14 protein-coding genes are annotated in these 14,849 nt (G+C 43.1%); 13 read left to right on the forward strand and 1 reads right to left on the reverse strand.

Going from position 1 to position 14,849, the window contains the following annotated elements; translation table 11 throughout:
• Positions 1–122: 122 nt before the first annotated feature.
• Positions 123–644, reverse strand: a complete 522-nt coding sequence (locus tag BLP33_RS24955) for a YceI family protein (RefSeq protein ID WP_090534323.1) — start codon at positions 642–644, stop codon at positions 123–125.
• 184 nt (positions 645–828) lie between these two features.
• Between BLP33_RS24955 and BLP33_RS24960 the strand changes: the two genes are divergently transcribed.
• The 13 genes from BLP33_RS24960 (at position 829) to ruvA (ending at position 14,842) form a co-directional block, all read left to right on the forward strand.
• The gene (locus tag BLP33_RS24960) at positions 829–1,107 is read left to right on the forward strand and encodes an acylphosphatase (protein WP_090534455.1); all 279 of its coding nucleotides are present in this window, start codon (positions 829–831) and stop codon (positions 1,105–1,107) included.
• A gap of 33 nt (positions 1,108–1,140) precedes the next feature.
• Positions 1,141–2,661, forward strand: a complete 1,521-nt coding sequence (locus tag BLP33_RS24965) for an oligosaccharide flippase family protein (protein ID WP_090534325.1) — start codon at positions 1,141–1,143, stop codon at positions 2,659–2,661.
• On the forward strand, positions 2,658–3,089 hold the full coding sequence (dut, locus tag BLP33_RS24970) for a dUTP diphosphatase (RefSeq protein ID WP_090534327.1): 432 nt from the start codon (positions 2,658–2,660) through the stop codon (positions 3,087–3,089). Before BLP33_RS24965 ends, dut begins: the two co-directional genes overlap by 4 nt.
• 175 nt (positions 3,090–3,264) lie before the next feature.
• Positions 3,265–4,965, forward strand: a complete 1,701-nt coding sequence (locus tag BLP33_RS24975; RefSeq protein ID WP_175490112.1) for a tetratricopeptide repeat protein — start codon at positions 3,265–3,267, stop codon at positions 4,963–4,965.
• Positions 4,943–5,728 carry a lipoprotein insertase outer membrane protein LolB1 gene (locus BLP33_RS24980; RefSeq protein WP_090534330.1) on the forward strand — a complete coding sequence of 262 codons (786 nt, stop codon included), beginning with the start codon at positions 4,943–4,945 and terminating at the stop codon, positions 5,726–5,728. Before BLP33_RS24975 ends, BLP33_RS24980 begins: the two co-directional genes overlap by 23 nt.
• A 16-nt stretch (positions 5,729–5,744) precedes the next feature.
• Positions 5,745–7,055: a murein hydrolase activator EnvC family protein gene (locus BLP33_RS24985; RefSeq protein ID WP_090534332.1), complete on the forward strand. Its 1,311-nt coding sequence runs from the start codon at positions 5,745–5,747 to the stop codon at positions 7,053–7,055.
• A 59-nt stretch (positions 7,056–7,114) separates the two neighbouring features.
• Positions 7,115–7,558 carry a Sec-independent protein translocase subunit TatA/TatB gene (locus BLP33_RS24990; RefSeq protein ID WP_090534334.1) on the forward strand — a complete coding sequence of 148 codons (444 nt, stop codon included), beginning with the start codon at positions 7,115–7,117 and terminating at the stop codon, positions 7,556–7,558.
• Positions 7,559–7,590: 32 nt separating this feature from the next.
• A complete protein-coding gene (locus tag BLP33_RS24995) occupies positions 7,591–7,764 on the forward strand; it encodes a Sec-independent protein translocase subunit TatA/TatB (protein WP_175490113.1) in 174 nt (57 codons plus the stop codon).
• Positions 7,765–7,867: 103 nt separating this feature from the next.
• A complete protein-coding gene (gatA, locus tag BLP33_RS25000) occupies positions 7,868–9,292 on the forward strand; it encodes an Asp-tRNA(Asn)/Glu-tRNA(Gln) amidotransferase subunit GatA (protein ID WP_090534338.1) in 1,425 nt (474 codons plus the stop codon).
• 68 nt (positions 9,293–9,360) lie between these two features.
• Positions 9,361–10,638 (forward strand): lytic transglycosylase domain-containing protein, encoded by a 1,278-nt coding sequence (locus BLP33_RS25005; protein WP_090534339.1) that lies wholly within the window; start codon positions 9,361–9,363, stop codon positions 10,636–10,638.
• A gap of 537 nt (positions 10,639–11,175) precedes the next feature.
• On the forward strand, positions 11,176–11,544 hold the full coding sequence (locus BLP33_RS25010) for an iron chaperone (RefSeq protein ID WP_090534341.1): 369 nt from the start codon (positions 11,176–11,178) through the stop codon (positions 11,542–11,544).
• A 146-nt stretch (positions 11,545–11,690) separates the two neighbouring features.
• The gene (locus tag BLP33_RS25015) at positions 11,691–13,967 is read left to right on the forward strand and encodes an NADP-dependent malic enzyme (RefSeq protein ID WP_090534343.1); all 2,277 of its coding nucleotides are present in this window, start codon (positions 11,691–11,693) and stop codon (positions 13,965–13,967) included.
• Positions 13,968–14,257: 290 nt separating this feature from the next.
• On the forward strand, positions 14,258–14,842 hold the full coding sequence (gene ruvA, locus BLP33_RS25020) for a Holliday junction branch migration protein RuvA (protein ID WP_090534345.1): 585 nt from the start codon (positions 14,258–14,260) through the stop codon (positions 14,840–14,842).
• The last annotated feature ends 7 nt before the right edge of the window (positions 14,843–14,849 follow it).

Consider the following 14,849-nt stretch of genomic DNA (forward strand, 5'->3'; position numbering starts at 1 on the left):
GAAACTGATATAAATTGACACTAATTTTCACGAATCAGATCGAATTACACGAATAACGTAAAGGAAACATTCGTGTAATTCGATTAAATTATAAGTAAGCTATACAGGGATTCGTGCAGATATCATCCTTTACTTACCGGCACTGTCAAATGAATTGTAACTTCGGGCGGTGTGCCGCTTCTGTCGATACCATATTTGGGAGGTTGTACTTTAAAATCGCCTTTAAACACACCCTCGCTGCCTTTTTCATCAAACGTAAAATGGATGGCTTCGGGATTGGTTTTGCCTTTCATTGTTAGCTTTCCGCTGGCTACGTAACCGTTACCGCTTTTTGACACCGAGGTTGATTCGAACCTGATGGTTGGATAATCGTCGGCGCCCAGGGCCGATTTTACGTGGCTGGTTTTAATAAAAAAGCCCGTGGCTGCGGTTGTAACATCAATAGTTGCCGAAATTTTAGCTTGTTCGGGATGGTCTTTATCAAATGTGATATCGGCCTTTAAACCGCCGAATGAACCGCTTACCCTGTGGCCTTCAAAAGTTACCTGGGCTTCATCGCCTTTCACTTTCCAGTTGCCAAAAATAGCGAATGCCGAAAAGGCTGTAAAAGCAATGATCAGGGCAGAAAAAATAATTTTTTTCATAAAATAGATTTTTAGAGTTATATCAATCAAAATAAAATGTAATGCGTTTTGTAGTAATTACGCTTGTTAAGTAAAACAGGTTGCTTAGCCGGAAAAAAGTTACCTTTGCACCAGTAGGGTTGTTAGCTTTAAGCTTTGAGCATTCCGCTTTCAGCTCTTAATTTAATACCTGTCAAATCTAATGATCAAACATCTCAATATTACAGTTAAAGGCAAAGTGCAGGGTGTTTTTTACCGTAAATCAACCAAAGCGGTTGCCGATCAGCTTGGTGTACGCGGTTTTGTATTGAATGAGCCCAACGGTGATGTGTATATCGAAGCCGAGGCTGATGACACATTTCTTGATATGTTTCTTGAATGGTGTAACGAGGGCCCTCAGGATGCAGAGGTAAATGCCGTTGAAAGCCATGAAGGCGAATTGAAAAACTATCGTAATTTTGAGGTTGTTAAAAGGCGTTTGTAATTAAACACAAACTCATTAAATCGAATATCTCCATTGTCTACTATAAAAAAATTCGCCGGGCAAACTGCTATATATGGTCTGAGTACTATCATTTCCCGGATGATCTACTTTGTTTTAACGCCAATTTATACGCGTACCCTGCCGGTAAGTGCTAATGGCGTTTTTACATCGGTATATGGAAGTGCTTCTATCATTAACGCCATTTTGGCTTTTGGTATGGAAACTACCTATTTCAGGTACCTGCAAAAACGGTCGGATAACAAACAGCAGGTTTATAATAACGCGTTTGGTGTTGTTATAATGGTATCAGTAATATTCCTGGTTTTTTGTGTGCTATTTTTAAATCCTATTGTCAATTACATGCAGGCCGGCGTCACTAAAGATCATGCCGACTATACTTTTTACGTAAAGTGCTTCCTTGTAATTTTAGTGCTTGATGCTTTTTGCGTAATCCCTTTTGCCCGTATCAGGGCAGAAGGCCGCCCCATAAAATACGCCATTATCAAATGCTCAAACATCGGCCTTGTATTGATGCTCAATTTGTTTTTTCTGTTCGGCGTTCCGTTTATAATAAATCACCATTTGCCATCCGGAGCGTGGATGGCAGGTTGGTACAGGCCCAATTGGGTAGGATATGTATTTTTAGCTAACGCAATAGCAAGCGGGCTTACCATATTATTGCTATTGCCCGAGATATTGCAAATGAAGCTGAAGTTTGACGGTGCCATGTTAAGCGAAATGTTTGCATACAGCTGGCCTATATTGATAGCCAATATATCGTTCATCATTAATGAGTCATTGGATAAAGTGATGCTGAAGCAAATGCTGCCCCAAAGTATTGCCGATACGCATGTGGGCATTTATGGCACCTGCGCCAAGATTGCATTATTCCTGAGTATTTTCGTGCAGGCCTTCAGGTTAGGCGCCGAACCGTTTTTCTTCAGCCATGCAAAAAACAAAAACTCGGGCGAAACTTATGCCCGCATCATGACCTACTTTGTAATTATGGTGGCCGTTATATGTGTAGCACTCATTGCCAATGTTGATATACTGGCTACTGTTATAGTAGGAAAAGAAACGCATGAGGTGAAACATCATATAGTTTACAATCCGTTTTGGCAGGGCCTTGGCGTTGTACCGCCTTTATTGTTCGGTTATCTGAGCCTTGGTATTTATATGAATCTTTCGGTGTGGTATAAATTGTCTGACCAAACCCGGTATGGCTTATATATATCTGGGATAGGAGCGGTATTAACCGTTATTTTAAACTGGCTGCTCATTCCTAAATACAGCTATATGGCTTCGGCGTGGATCTCGTTTGTGGCCTATGCTACCATGATGGTGCTCTCGTACCTGTGGGGGCAAAAAAATTACCCCATCCCGTATAACCTAAAAAAGAACCTCGCGTATATAATTGTCTCGGTATTGTTTGTTTTTCTGTCGTTCACGGTATTTAATCGTAATATTTTTGTTGGTAACGGGCTTTTACTTTTATTTGCGGCCGGGGCGTATTACTTTGAACGCAAGGAGTTAAAAGCTATATTTAAACGATGATCATCCGCATAATTAACAAATCAAAAAATAGTTTACCGGCTTATGAAACTGCTCATGCGGCAGGCATGGACCTGCGTGCCGATGTAGAGACTACGGTAGTACTTAAACCAATGGAACGTAAACTCATTCCAACAGGTTTATATATTGAATTGCCCGAGGGTTTCGAAGCGCAAATCCGCCCGCGAAGCGGTCTGGCATTTAAGCATGGTATTGGTATTGTTAATTCGCCGGGTACCATTGATGCTGATTATCGCGGAGAGATCAAGGTATTGCTCATCAATTTCTCGACAGAAGATTTTGAGGTCAATACCGGCGACAGGATAGCCCAGATGGTAGTTGCCAAACACGAGCGTGTTAACTGGGAGCAGGTAGAAGTACTGAACGAAACCCAAAGGGGCGAAGGCGGCTACGGACACACAGGGAAGTAATTAGAGTCAGGACTATAAGAGTCAGGAAGCAAGAAAGAAATATAGTCAAGACCATTAGAGTCAGGAAACAAGACGAATGAAGATTGATAAAAGCAATATTAAATTAGAAAGTACACGGAAAACACACCTGTTTTCTGCGCCTTTTCTTGCGTCTTTATTCTTGCCTCTTGCCATCTTGCCTCTAAATTCTCAGGCTCAGCATAAAAAGAACGGCGATAATAAAACACTGGCATCGGCAGGTAAGGTGATGAGTTATCAGGACAGCGCTATGGTTAAGCAGCTTTTCTTTTCGGCCCTGCGCGAAAAAACGGTTGAGAACTATAAGCTTGCCACCGAAATGTTTGAGCGCGTTTTACAGGCCGACCCTGCAAATGATGCTTCCTTATATGAACTGGCAAACCTTAAAAGGCAGCAAAATGATTTTGCAGCTTCTGAGCCTCTTTTAGAGCAGGCTGTAGCAATAAATAAGGATAACGAATGGTATTGGGCAGCATTGGCCGATAGCTATGAAAAAACCAATACTATTGATAAGCTTGAAAATGTTTTTAACCAGCTGATCAGGCTTAACCCGGATAAATCAGCGTATTATTTTGACAAGGCCAATGCTTTCACCATCCTGAAAAGGTACGATGATGCCCTTAAGGTATATGACGAGATTGAAAAACTGAACGGCCCGAGTGATGATCTTTTAGCCAATCGTCAAAAGATCTATTTAAAGCAGGGCAAAATTGACCAGGCCACTTCCGAACTGGAAAAGCAGATAGCCGCTAATCCCGGGGAGACCCGTTACTACCTGGCCCTTGGCGAGGTTTACAACTCGAACGGGTTTGCCGATAAGGCGCTTAAAGTATTGCAGCAAGCCGAAAAGCTTGATCCGCGAAATGGTATGGTGCACTTCGCGCTGGCCGATATCTATCGCGATAAAAAGAACAACGAAGCCAGCTTTAATGAGCTTACCCAGGGATTTGCCATTCCGGATATCGGCATCGATCAAAAAATTAATATTATATCGGGATACTTTCCTAAGTTTCCGGATGCTAATGCTAAGGCCAGCGCGCTTGAATTAAGCCGGATCCTGACCGTTGCCCATCCTAACGACGCCAGGGCTTATGCCATTTATGGTGATATGCTGATCCAGAATACCAAGTATAAAGAGGCAAAGCCGGTACTTAAAAAATCGGCCCAGCTTAATAACCAGGTATACAATGTTCAGGAACAGCTGGTGCGCCTGGATTTAAGCGACAATGACCTTGACGCCGCTATTAAAGATGGTGAAAACGCATTGTCATTATTCCCGAACCAGGCCTGGATGAACTATCTTGTTGGTGTGGCCTGGGCACAAAAAAAGGATAACAATAAAGCGGTTGGTTATCTTAAAAACGCTACTTCATTAGAACTTCAGGATAAGGAGCTACTTTCGTTAAGTTTTTCATTATTGGGCGATTGCTATCATGAGTTGAAGAATATTAAAAGTTCTGACGAAAGTTATGAGAAAGCTTTAACCTACAATCCGGATAACGCATTTACTTTAAACAATTATGCTTATTATTTATCGTTAAGGAATGAGCAGCTGGAAAAGGCGGCAGCAATGTCGGCACATTCCAACGAGTTGCAGCCTAATACAGCATCGTTTGAAGATACTTATGCCTGGATCCTGTTTAAACAAAAAAAATATACCCAGGCAAAAGAATGGATGGAGAAAGCCCTGACGCATGATAAAGACAATAGCGGGGTTAAGTATGAACATTATGGCGATATATTGTTTTTCCTTGGGAATACCGATGCGGCCGTAACTAACTGGAAAAAGGCGAAAGGCTTTGGTGAGCAGTCACCAGTTTTAGATCGTAAGATAAATGAAAAAAAATATAGCGAATAGTTTACTTATAGCTTGCTGCCTGCTGGTAATGGTAAGCTGTAAAGCGCGTAAACAAGTTTTGGTTACCCGTAAGGCAGATTCGACCGCAAGGACGAGTGATATTGCCGGCAAACTGGCTGCCATAAGGGCAAACCAGGTAAATTTTACAACGTTTGCGGGCAAGGCAAAAACCAAGCTTAGTATCAATAATAACAGCAACGATGTTACCCTGAATATCAGGATAGCAAAAGATAAAAGGATCTGGGTTTCTATTACGGCAGTATTAGGCATTGAAGCGGCCCGTGCTGTAATAACACCCGACAGCATTATGATCATTAACCGCCTGCAAAGCGTTTACATTAAAAAGCCATTCAGCTATATATATACTTACGCCAGCAAAGAGGTTAATTATAAAACGCTCGAGTCATTGCTGATTGGCAACGCGGTGCCCGAGTTGGTTAATGAGCAGGCCACTATTGACCATGCCGATGGCAATACAACTTTAAGCGGTACCCTGAATGATCTGGTTTACAAGCTGATACTTGGTCCGGATAATAAGGTTACGCAAACCAATTTAGATAACCAGCGCCAGGCGCAATCGTTACAGGTTACCAATAATACCTTTATCGAAGCAACAAACAGGGTGTTGCCGGCACAAATAGATATCGCATCAGTAGTAAAAGATAAAAAAATACAAGTTAATTTGCATTATACTAAGGCCGATTTTGAAGTACAGCAAAACTATCCGTTCAGCATTCCTGACGGGTACGAGCCTGGCAAATAATTAATATGTTTATTTGATGAAGTTTATAAAAGCAGTTTTCTTTTTATTATTGGTACTGGCAGCAGTTAATGTACACGCACAAAGCAGTGACGAACTGAAACGTCGTAAAGCACAGCTGAATAAAGAGCTTGAACAATTAAATGAAGATTACAATGAAACTTTAAATAATAAAAAGGCTTCATTAAAGCAGCTAAGCATACTGAAGGCACAGATAAACCTGCGGCAGGAAAAAATAGAAAATATCAACTCTGAAGTAAGATTATTGGATAACCAAATCTCTGAGAGTAGTAATAACGTACGTAGTTTACAGTCGCAGTTGGATCAGCTTAAAAAGGAATACGCGGCTATGATCCTGTTTGCATACCGCAATCAGAGTGCATATAATAAAATGATGTTCCTTTTTGCATCAAAAGACTTTAACCAGGCCTATAAGCGTTTAAAATATTTACAGCAGTTTGGTACCTACCGTGAGCGGCAGGCCGCCTATATACAAGGTACACAGAAGGAGCTGCATGTTAAAATTAATGAGCTTGACCGGACCAAGGACGAAAAGAATGATCTTTTAAAGGATCAGCAAAAAGAAAAAGAAACACTGGGTAATGAACGTAATAACCAGGTTAAAGTAGTAAGCGATCTGTCACAGCATGAGGGGATCCTGAAGAAACAGCAAAAAGATCTGCAGGCTAAGATAGTAAAAACAAACCGCGCTATTAACGAAGCTATCCGTAGGGAAATTGAGGAAGCCAGGCGCAGGGCTGCTGAAGAAGAAAGACGCAGGGCTGAAGAAGCCGCAAGACTGGCCGCAGCCAAAGCAAAGGCCGAAAATAAGCCCGCGCCTGTTGCACCAGCTCCGGCTAAGCCGGCTGCCGCGCGCAGTACATCAAGTGTATTGAATGCCACACCCGAGGCCGCTAAGCTATCGAACGACTTTTTGGGTAATCGCGGTGGTTTGCCATGGCCGGTATCCAACGGAATAATTACCCAGGGATTTGGTACCTATACCACGCCTGAGGGTATCAGGAGTGAAAGTACAGGTGTTGATATCCGTACTAACCAAGGCAGCACCGTAAGGGCTGTATTTGATGGTACGGTTGTAAAAGTGGGAGATGTAAGTGGGACCTATTTGGTAATTATATTGCATGGGGAGTATTTTACAGCTTACAGTAATTTACGGTCGGTAACTGTTGCTCGTGGGCAAAAAGTGAGTACCAAACAAGCTATCGGCACGGTGGCAACCGATCCATCGACAGGAGAAACGGAGGCGCACTTTGAAATTTATAAAGGAACAACACCGGTTAACCCCAAGATCTGGCTGGCGCCTAACTAATTAGTTATGAACTATAAGAAATTTTAATTGTATATATTTGTATCCTTAAACAGAATGCTATGTTAAGTTCAGTTTTGTTATTTTTAAATATTGGTACGGGCGAGATGGTACTGATACTTTTTGCAGCATTGATGCTATTTGGCGGCGAAAAACTGCCCGGCCTGGCACGGAGCCTGGGTAAAGGTATCCGCGACTTTAAAGATGCCTCTGAAGATGTTAAACGTGAGATCAATAACCAAATCAATAATTACGAGGAAAAAAAGCCTGCACCTAAAGTAGAAGAAGAAAAGCCGCTTTTAGATGAAAAAGCTTCAGAAGCTCCTGAAGCTGCAGCTGAGCACGAAAAACCGGTTGTTGAAAATATTGTTCCAAATACAATCGCTATCAGTGATTATCATGTAAATACCCCGGCCGAGCCAGAACACCAAAGTCATATCAATTTAGATAAGACCATTACCGGTAGCCATCTGGATACCGAAAAAGAAGAAGAATACAAATCATAATATAATATTAATCATACATAAAACTTAAAATCATGGGTGGATTAGGCGCACCAGAAATTATTCTGATCATCATTGCGATACTTTTATTATTCGGCGGTAAAAAAATACCTGAATTAATGAGAGGCTTAGGGAAAGGCGTTAAGGAATTTAAAGACGCGCAAAACAGCGATGGCTCATCTTCTTCATCTGAAGAAAAAAAAGCTTAATACCCTAACAGGGATTAGGTTTTAATGCCATTTTTATCGAGTATATGAACTTATCTGTTGATTTATTTCTTATTTCAACGGATAAGTTTTTTATTTTAGCCCCATGGCTAATATTTATTCCTCTTTAACCGAAATAAAGAGCGGGTTGCAACGTGCAGAAATTACTGTTGAAGGTCTTGTAAAGGGCTATTTGCTTGAAATTGAAAAAAATGCTCATTTAAACGCTTTTAATGAAGTGTTTGCCGATGAAGCGCTGATTGCTGCAAAAAACGTTGACAACAAAATAAAGAATGGCACCGGCGGCAAATTAGCCGGTATGGTTATCGGCATTAAAGATAATATCTGCTATAAAGGGCACCAGGTTAGTGCCTCCTCAAAAATCTTAACCGGTTTCACTTCCATCTTTTCGTCAACCGTGGTTGAACGCCTCTTGGCCGAAGACGCGGTGATCATTGGGCGCTGTAACTGCGATGAATTTGCTATGGGTGCCACCAACGAATCATCATACTTTGGCCCGGTAAAAAACCATGCCGATGAAACTAAAGTTGCAGGCGGTTCGTCGGGTGGTTCGGCTGTGGCCGTACAAGCAGGGATGTGCCATGCCGCTTTAGGTACGGATACGGGTGGTTCGGTAAGGCAACCGGCTTCATTTTGCGGTGTTGTTGGTTTAAAACCAACATACGGCACAATTTCAAGGCATGGTATTATCGCCTATGCTTCCTCGTTTGACCAGGTTGGCCCTATCACTAAATCGGTAGAAGATGCTGCGTTATTGCTGGAAGTACTCGCCGGTCCGGATGAATATGACAGTACGTTATCACAAACTCCGCCGCCTGAATCATATACTAATCTTCAAAAGCCGGGAAAAAAGAAGATAGCTTACCTGCAGGAAGCCATATCAAGCCCCGGTGTTGACACCGAAGTAAAAGACAACCTTGTACAATATATTGATAAGCTGCGTGCCGACGGGCATACAGTTACCCCGATAGCTTTTGAACTGCTGGAATACCTGGTACCAACCTATTATATCCTGGCCATGGCCGAAGCGTCATCAAACCTGGCAAGGTACGATGGTGTGCATTACGGTTATCGCAGTCCGCTGGCTACAGATTTACAGTCTACTTATAAACGTTCCCGTTCTGAAGGTTTTGGTAAAGAAGTAAAGCGCCGTATTATGCTGGGCACTTTTGTTTTGAGCGCGGGTTATTACGATGCCTACTATGCAAAAGCACAAAAAGTACGCAGGTTGATACAGGAAAAAACTAACCAGATACTGGAAGAGTATGATTTTATACTGGTGCCTACCGCGCCCGAACCGGCTTTTAACATAGGTAAGGAAGAGAAAGATCCGGTGGTAATGTATCTTTCTGACATATTTACCGTACAAGCCTCATTAACCGGCGTGCCGGCCATATCAATACCTACGGGCAATAACAGCAACGGTTTGCCGTTAGGTTTACAGTTATTAACAAAGCACTTTGGCGAACAGCAACTGTTAGATTTTGCCAAATATTTTCTCGATCTGTAATAAAAAAATGATATTTTAGTAAAATGCTGATGCTTTGGGCATTATAAATTAATCAAATCCCTGAATAAATGAAGAGATTATTTACGCTGACCATTTGCCTCTTATCACTCCAAGTTTTACAAGCCGAAACAAACACAACCAATTCGGCAAAGTCAATTAAGCAAATAAACCGGGTAACCAAATTTAACCCCGATATTGTAAACGCCGACACTACTATTTTACCGGTGCTTAATCAGTCGTTGCCGTTAAGTACATACGGCGGTTTGTACAAGCGCAGGTTAGATTCCATCCGCAAGGATATCCAACTTGATTATAATGAATATGTGCAGGCTTATATCGACCTGTATATGCACAACCGCGAAGAAATGGGCCAGGTGGCAGGCTTAACCAAATATTACTTCCCCATTTACGAAAAGGCTTTCCGCGAAGCCGGGATCCCCGAAGAAATAAAATTCCTGTCGATTGTGGAATCAAAGCTTGATCCAAACGCGGTATCAAGGGTAGGGGCCACAGGTCTTTGGCAGTTTATGGGTACCACAGCAAAAACTTATGGCTTAAACATGGATAACTATGTTGATGAACGCCGTGACCCTATCCAGTCGAGCTATGCCGCGGCTGCCTATCTGAAGGATGCCTACCAGGAATTTGGCGACTGGCTACTGGCCATTGCCTCATATAATTGCGGTAAAAGCAATGTGGAACGCGCCGTTGAAAAAGCAGGTGGCGTAACCGATTTCTGGAGCATCCGCCAGTACCTGCCTGTTGAAACCCGCGGTTATGTGCCGGCTTTCATCGCCATGAATTATGTGATGCATTATTTTAATAAGCATAACATCGTTGCACAGGCTTGCAACTTCTCTACCCGCACCGATACGGTAATGGTTAAAAGAGTTGTTCCTTTGAGCAATGTTGCCCAGGCACTTGATGTTAGTTTAAGGGAGATCACCATCCTTAACCCGTCATACCGGATGGCTGTTGTTAATGGCAGTGAAAAAACGCCACGCAGGCTTATCATCCCCCAAACCGCCAAAGATAATTACGCTGCTTTGTATAACGTGCTAAATGGTGTTAATACCCCCATAGCTCCTGCCGCCCCTAAACCGGCTGCTTACGCTGCTGTTCAATATACGCCGGCTAAGTCTGAACGCAAAATCCCTACCCATCATAAAGTGAAGAGAGGCGAAACACTTGCTTCTATAGCTGATATGTTTGGTTGTGAAGTTTCCGATCTGAAAGTTTGGAACCATCTCAAAACTAACCGCGCACCAATAGGGGCTATGTTAAGGGTATCGGCAGGGGAAGTTGCTGCCAACGTGCAGGATGACGGTCAGTATTCAAAGAATTAATTTTTTTAGTCGGAGATTCCGATGTCCGCAAATCCGAAGGTATTTTTAGTCGGGAAGTCCGCAGTCCGCAAGTTCGAAAGTTGAGATCCAGCTTTCGGACTTGTCTTTTATACTATTGTAAGTTCTTCAACCGCCGCCCGGTTAATGGCTATAGTGGTACAGCGACCGCAAACAAAGTACTTTTAGCGGATTGTTAGTGTAATCCCTGTTTTTATTATATATCTTATTATCAAGATTTTATATTGACAAATTGCGAAAAGTGTTAACCCTGTTACCCCCCCCTCGCCGCCGCTCGCATCATGGCGAGTGGCAACTATCAAGCGGCCTCTGGCCGCCGGGGCAAAAGCAGCTTAGCCGTTATGTCTCATTAACTTGCGCTCGTTTGCAACGAGTGCTTATCTTGGGTTAGCGTTTGTAACGCGACTGGCGATGCAATCGCCAAACCATATTAAGCACTCGTTGCAAACGAGCGCAAGAGATGATTCCTCCCAATGACATGTTTTTTCGTAGATTTATTTCAACCAACCACTCATCAACATGGAAAAGCCAAAGGAAAATATTGATGAATACATAGCCGGTTTCCCGGTAGATGTTCAACAAAAACTGCAATTGGTACGTGCTACCATCAGGGCGGCCGCGCCTGATGCCGAAGAAGCTATTAAATACGCCATTCCAACATTTATTCTTAACGGTAACCTGGTACACTTCGGCGGTTTTAAAAATCACATCGGTTTTTATCCCGCACCGCAGGGTTTGGAAGAATTTAAAGAAGAACTTTCGGGCTATAAAGGGGCAAAAGGTTCGGTTCAGTTTCCGCTTGATGAGCCTATGCCCATCGATCTGATCACCAAAATTGTAAAGTTCAGGGTTCAGAAAAATATGGAAAAGGCAAAGAAGAAAAAATAGAACATTGCCAAATCCGTTCTTTTAAACACATCTTATCAAAACTTTAACCATATTTTATCCTCTTTTTAACATAATCGCAAAAAGGGGCTTTTTTATGTTTGTTCCATAAAAAGAATTGTAATTTTGGGCGCTTCAATTTGAAAAAAATGAATAAAACTAACCGAAAACAGGACGCGCTGAATTACCACTCGCAAGGCCGTCCCGGAAAGATACAAGTTGTACCTACCAAACCAACAAATTCGCAGCGCGACTTAACCATGGCCTACTCACCCGGTGTGGCTGAGCCATGTTTAAAGATTGCTGACAATACCGAAGATGTTTATAAATATACCGCTAAAGGCAATCTTGTAGCCGTGATCAGCAACGGTACTGCCGTACTTGGCCTGGGCAACATCGGCCCTGAGGCCAGCAAGCCTGTAATGGAGGGTAAGGGTCTCCTGTTCAAGATCTATGCTGATATTGATGTATTTGATCTTGAACTGAACGCCAAAAGTGTAGATGATTTTGTAAACATTGTAAAAGCGCTTGAGCCTACTTTTGGCGGTGTAAATTTAGAAGATATCTCGGCCCCAACCTGCTTTGAAATTGAGCGCAGGCTAAAAGCCGAAATGAATATTCCCGTAATGCATGATGATCAGCATGGTACCGCCATTATATCCGGCGCAGCTTTGATGAACGCCTGCGAAATCCAGGGAAAAAAACTCGACAAAATAAAAATGGTGGTTAACGGTGCAGGCGCCGCCGCGGTATCCTGTTCAAAAATGTACCTGTCATTAGGGGTTAAAAAAGAGAACCTGGTGATGTTTGATATCAATGGCGTGCTCAACCAGGAACGCACCGATCTTGACGAGATCAGGATGGAGTTTGCTACTGGCCGCAAAGATGTTAAAACACTGGCCGATGCTATGAAAAATGCCGACGTATTTGTCGGTCTTTCGGCAGGTAATGTGGTAACCCCCGATATGCTGAGAACCATGGCTAAAAAGCCCATTGTTTTTGCTATGGCCAACCCGGTGCCCGAAATTGATTATGACCTTGCGGCCGGCACACGCGATGATATTATTATGGCAACCGGCCGTTCCGATTTTCCTAACCAGGTAAATAACGTGCTCGGTTTCCCTTACATTTTCCGAGGAGCGCTGGATGTCAGGGCTACTGCCATTAACGAGGAAATGAAGATTGCCGCCACGCACGCCATTGCCGAAATGGCTAAAAAACCGGTTCCCGAAGCCGTTAACCTCGCTTATAACCTTACTAACCTGAAATTTGGTAAGGATTACATCATCCCTAAACCAATGGACCAAAGGTTGATCACCGAGGTATCCATGGCGGTGGCAAAAGCAGCCATAGCTTCAGGTGTAGCCCGTAAGGTGATCACCGATTGGGATGCGTATGCAGAGGAGCTGAGGGTGCGCCTGGGTACTAATGATAAGCTGCTGCGGAACCTTACCGCTAAAGCAAAACAGAACCCTAAGCGCGTTGTATTTGCCGAGGCTGATAATTATAAGATCTTAAGATCGGCACAGATAGTGAAAGAGGAAGGTATTGCCACCCCTATTTTGCTGGGCAATATCGACAGGATCAAAAAGATCATCCACGATAATGACCTTGATTTGGGCGATGTTCATATCATTGATCCGCGGGAAGGCTGCGAGCATATGGATGAGTACACCGAGTTTCTGTATAACAAACGCCAGCGCAGGGGGATCACCCTGTACGAGGCTAAAAAGCAATTGGTAGACCGTAACTACTACGGCGCTTGTATGGTACAATTTGGCCGGGCCGATGCGCTGATCTCAGGTTTAACCAAAAACTATGTAACCACAGTAAAACCGGCCCTGCAAATTATCGGTACTGAAGAAGGTGTGAACCGTGTTGCGGGCATGTATATGATGATCACGGCTAAAGGCCCTGTATTTTTTGGTGATACTACGGTGAACGTAAACCCGTGTGTGAATGATTTGGTTGATATTACCGTGCTGATTGAACGCTCAGTAAAACAGTTTAATATCAGCCCGAGGGTGGCTGTGTTATCATACTCCAACTTTGGTTCGAATGAAGGGGAGATACCAGAAAAAACCAGGGAAACAGTAGCGATACTGCATGAAAAATATCCTGATATGGTTGTCGACGGCGATATGCAGGCCAACTTTGCGCTAAACGCTGATTTGCTTGATGATAACTTCCCGTTCTCAACGCTCAATGGTAAACCGGCCAATACGCTGATTTTCCCTAACCTGGAGTCGGGTAATATTGCCTATAAACTTTTGCAGGAAATAGGCGGTGCCGAAGCAGTTGGACCGATATTGGTTGGCTTAAAGAAACCCGTGCATGTGCTGCAGTTAGGCAGTTCGGTACGAGAAATTGTAAATATGGTTACCATTGCGGTGGTCGATGCGCAGGCAAAAGCTGCAGCCAAATAAGCCAAGCCCCCTCTAAATCTCCCCCGGTAAGCCCCACCCAAACCCTCCCCGGAAGGGAGGGCTTTTAAGAAATCTCCATAAAGTCTCCCCTACCGGGGGAGATTTAGAGGGGGCTAAAGACGCTGGTATTTAAATGCTTAGCGTCTTTATCTTTTAAGGCGAGTATAACGCAGCTTTTTGTTTGTCATTATATGAACATAATGACGCCGGAATTTTATCTTTGGATAATCACTGTAAAGGCTGTTTGCCATTAACATCATTGTTTAATAATCTTAATAAAGTAATAATATATGTATGATTATATTAGTGGGAAACTAATGTTCAAAAGCCCGTCGTATGTGGTTATAGATGCGGGAGGGGTAGGGTATCATATTAATATTTCGGTAAATACCTATTCGGGCATTAGTGACGACGAAAAATGTAAACTCTTTGCATGGTTACACGTAAAAGAGGACGCGCACACGCTTTACGGCTTTGCTACAGAAGGCGAGCGCAGGTTGTTCTTACATTTGATCTCCATTTCGGGTATCGGGCCAAATACGGCAAGGATGATGTTATCGTCCATAAGCCCGGCCGAGATCCAGGCGGCTATTGTGACCGGTAATGTTTCATTAATCCAGCGGATAAAAGGAATAGGGCCAAAATCGGCCCAGCGGATCATTTTGGAGCTGCAGGATAAGCTGCGTAAGGAAGGCCCCGATACCTTAACTGTTGTGCCGGTGAGCCAGACGGTTAAGGATGAAGCACTATCAGCATTAGTAATGCTGGGCTTTGCGCGTAACGTTGCTGAAAAGGTGTTAGACCAGGAGATCAAGAAAAATAATGGCGAATTAACGGTTGAAGAACTAATTAAGTTCGCGTTAAAAACGCTATAATTACGGA

The organism is Mucilaginibacter sp. NFR10 (assembly GCF_900100445.1).
Classification (GTDB): domain Bacteria; phylum Bacteroidota; class Bacteroidia; order Sphingobacteriales; family Sphingobacteriaceae; genus Mucilaginibacter; species Mucilaginibacter rubeus.